This window comes from Roseateles saccharophilus, from assembly GCF_004342485.1.
In the GTDB taxonomy this organism is placed as follows: domain Bacteria; phylum Pseudomonadota; class Gammaproteobacteria; order Burkholderiales; family Burkholderiaceae_C; genus Pelomonas; species Pelomonas saccharophila.
This window is the reverse complement of record NZ_SMBU01000082.1, coordinates 1-2,984: the sequence shown is the minus strand read 5'-3', so window position 1 is coordinate 2,984 and position 2,984 is coordinate 1. Positions and strand designations below refer to the sequence as shown.

Annotated in this window: 4 protein-coding genes and 1 pseudogene; 1 reads left to right on the top strand and 4 read right to left on the bottom strand. The window is 66.1% G+C overall.

Annotation, left to right across the window (positions count from 1 at the left end; translation table 11 throughout):
• Positions 1 to 318 precede the first annotated feature (318 nt).
• Positions 319 to 558, top strand: coding sequence for a hypothetical protein (locus EV671_RS26360; RefSeq protein WP_132576866.1), 240 nt, complete (start codon positions 319 to 321; stop codon positions 556 to 558).
• 10 nt (positions 559 to 568) lie between these two features.
• On the opposite strand, the gene EV671_RS26355 is transcribed toward EV671_RS26360, so the two are convergent.
• The 4 genes and pseudogenes from EV671_RS26355 to EV671_RS26345 all read right to left on the bottom strand — a co-directional run.
• Positions 569 to 1,156, bottom strand: coding sequence for a sugar transferase (locus EV671_RS26355; RefSeq protein WP_132576865.1), 588 nt, complete (start codon positions 1,154 to 1,156; stop codon positions 569 to 571).
• Positions 1,153 to 2,313, bottom strand: a complete 1,161-nt coding sequence (locus tag EV671_RS26350) for a DegT/DnrJ/EryC1/StrS family aminotransferase (RefSeq protein WP_132576864.1) — start codon at positions 2,311 to 2,313, stop codon at positions 1,153 to 1,155. The genes EV671_RS26355 and EV671_RS26350 overlap by 4 nt, the downstream gene beginning before the upstream one ends.
• A 170-nt stretch (positions 2,314 to 2,483) precedes the next feature.
• The gene (locus EV671_RS27895; RefSeq protein ID WP_279388542.1) at positions 2,484 to 2,606 is read right to left on the bottom strand and encodes a hypothetical protein; all 123 of its coding nucleotides are present in this window, start codon (positions 2,604 to 2,606) and stop codon (positions 2,484 to 2,486) included.
• Between the two features lie 92 nt (positions 2,607 to 2,698).
• A pseudogene (locus EV671_RS26345) lies at positions 2,699 to 2,800 on the bottom strand (AAA family ATPase); the annotation flags it as partial.
• Positions 2,801 to 2,984: the final 184 nt, after the last annotated feature.

Sequence of the window (2,984 nt, the reverse complement as noted above, 5' to 3'; positions counted from 1 at the left end):
GCCTGACCGACCGTGTTCAACGGGTCAATTCACCCCGGCCAGGTGGAGCAGTTTGAGTGGCCATAAGTGGGGCACTTTGGGTGGCCGCCGGGGAGTAGTACGAGTTCATCGCCAGCAGCAAGCGCGAGATCTCCCGAAGGGACTGCCCGCGGGCGGCCCCCGCCAGTCGCTCGCTCGCGCGAATGAGGTCGTGCGCCTTTTCCAGCAAGGGCTCCGCCTGCTGGTCTCGCGGCAGCATCGGCTCCAACTGGTCTATGCGATCGATTCCGGGCGTCAATTTGCTGATGACAGATATCGTTCAACTCATTGAATTATTGAATGTTTATTGATACTTTGCACTTGTTTTTGCAGATCGAATTACCGCTGACCCCGCAGCCTCCCGATTCGTCAACCTTCGGTGGACCCGTCACCGCATCAACGGCACAGAACAGCGCGAAAGTCCTTGCGCAGCGGGCATGGAAACTTGCGTTTCTCTATCGAAAAAATGTCCGGGTCGATCTGGAGGCCCTTCGGACGCGAGCTCAGTCTGCTTTTGAAGCCGCTCGACAAGCGCAGTAGCGCGCAACGGTCAGCCGTGCAGCACGCGGCTCAGGGTTTGCAGGATGAGCTTCAGGTCGGTGGCCAGGCTGGCACGGGCTGCGTAGCCTGCCGACAACTTGAGCTTGGCGGGCAAGATCACTTCGCGGTATTCACGCTCAGGGTCTTTGGCTGCAGCGAGCAGTTCGGCTTCGTGGCTGAAAGCGAGCGAGGCGGGATCGGTGATGCCGGGGCGCACGGCCAGCACTTGGTTGCGCAGCTCGGTGGGGTAGAGCTCGACGTAGCGCGGCAGTTCGGGCCGCGGGCCGACGAGGCTCATCGCGCCGCGCAGCACGTCCCAGAGCTGGGGCAGTTCATCCAGCTTGGTCGCGCGCAGCAGCGCGCCGGAGCGCGTGATGCGCGGGTCGGCGCCGACGGTGATCGCCGCACCTGGTTCCACACGCATAGTGCGGAACTTGTGGATCGTGAACGGCTGGCCGAAGCGGCCGACGCGGGTCTGGCGGAACAGCGCCGGGCCGGGCGAGTCGAGCTTGATCCAGAGGGTCGCCAGCAGCAGCAGCGGCGCCAGCAGGATGAGGCCGAGCGCCGAAGCTCCGATGTCGAAAAGGCGTTTGCTCAAGCGAGCAGTCCGCGTACCGCCTGGATCACGCGCTCGACGTCGGCGTCGCTCATCGCCGTGTAGAGCGGCAGGCTGATGGTGCGTTCGTAGGCCTTCTGCGACTGCGGGAACTGTTCGGGCGTCAGGCCGTAGCGGTCGCGCCAGTAGGGGTGCTGGTGAAGCGGCACGTAGTGCACGCTGCAGCCGATGCCGGCGGCGAACATGCCTTCGATGAACTCGTCGCGGTTGATGGTCGCGTCGTCGGCCAGGCGCACGACGTAGAGGTGCCAGGCGTGGGTGTCACCCTCGGGGGCCTGCGGGGGCAGGATGAGGGGCAGGTCGGCGAAGGCGTCGTTGAAGCGCTCGGCGATCTGCTCGCGTCGGACCTGGAAGGCCGGCAGGCGCTTGAGCTGGTGCAGGCCCAGGGCGGCGGCGATGTCGGTCAGGTTGTACTTGAAGCCGGGGGCGACGATCTCGTAGTACCAGCTCGGCACCTTGGCCGTGAAGCGGTCGAAGGCGTCGCGGCTCATGCCGTGCAGGCGCATCACGCGGGCACGCTTGGCGAGTTCGCGGTTGCGCGTGACCAGCATGCCGCCCTCGCCCGTCGTCATCGTCTTGTTGGCGTAGAAGCTGAAGACGGTGGCGTCACTGCCCAGGGTGCCGATCAGCTCCTTCTCCAACGTCGTCGGCAGCGCATGGGCCGCGTCCTCGACGACGCGCAGGCCGTGGCGGCGAGCGATGTCGAGCAGGGCCAGCATGTCCACGGCCAGGCCGGCGTAGTGCACGGGCAGGATGGCCTTGGTCTTGGGCGTGATCGCGGCCTCAATGGCGGCGATGTCGATGTTCATCGTCTTGGGGTCGATGTCGACGAGCTTCACGTCGGCGCCGAGGTAGCGCACGACCTCGGCGGTGGCGGTGAAGGTGTGGGTCGTCGTGATGACTTCGTCGCCGGGGCCCAGGCCGATGGCCTCCAGCGCGAGGTGCAGGCCGGCGGTGGCCGAGTTCACGGCGATGCACTCGATCTGCGGGTCACCCAGGAACTCGGCGAACGCCTGCTCGAAGCGCTTGGCCTTGGGGCCGGTGGTGATCCAGCCGGATTTCAGGGTGTCGACGACTTCGGCGATCTCGTCGTCACCAAGATCCGGAAGCGCAAAGGGGAGGAAGGGCTGGGAAGTCATGGGGCGGGATTTTCGTGCATGAAGGCGGTCAAGGCGGGGTGATCGGCCCCGGCATGGCGTACTCAGCCAATGCATGCGGTTGAAACGGGTGCCGTGGCGCTTCACCGCGCCGCTTGGCCCTGCCGGCCCTGAAGGTCCGGCTGCAGGCCGGGACGGCCCCGCGTGAATGTTCAGAGTCGTATGAGCTCCAGCGCCCGGTGCTGAGTGGGGTTGGCCTGCGTGGTGACGTAGAAGGTGGGCGAGTGCGACTCGGTGCCCGGCGTGCGACAGGTATTGCGCACGAGGGTCGACATCTCCTGCATCAGCGTGCGCCAGCTGTGCGCGGGCTCACCCGAAGGCAGGGTGTGGGTGGTGGCCTTGCGCTGCGCCGACTCGGAGCGCTGCGCCGGCGTCGCAGCGTCGAGTCGCTGTCCAGGGCGGCCAGGTCACCCAGCAACTGGCCGGCGGTGACGAACAGTACCGTGTGGCCGGCGAGCACCGCCTGGTAGCCGCGCTCATGGACCATGTCGAACAGCCGCGCCGCGGCGAGCGTCGGGAACTTCGCCAGCGTCTGCAGGATGAACGGCCGCAGTAGGTCTGCGTATTCCACTGATCGCGGACACCCATTCCAGGCTGATCGCGGACAGTGTTCCAGGCGATCGCGGACACCCTGAGTGAGGTGCCTGAGTGAC

What these genes read in the sequence shown, in the direction of transcription:
- EV671_RS26360 (WP_132576866.1), top strand. Translation starts at nt 319, where the DNA reads ATGTTTATTGATACTTTGCACTTGTTTTTGCAGATCGAATTACCGCTG.
- EV671_RS26350 (WP_132576864.1), bottom strand. Translation starts at nt 2,313, where the DNA reads ATGACTTCCCAGCCCTTCCTCCCCTTTGCGCTTCCGGATCTTGGTGAC.
- EV671_RS27895 (WP_279388542.1), bottom strand. Translation starts at nt 2,606, where the DNA reads ATGTCGACCCTCGTGCGCAATACCTGTCGCACGCCGGGCACCGAGTCG.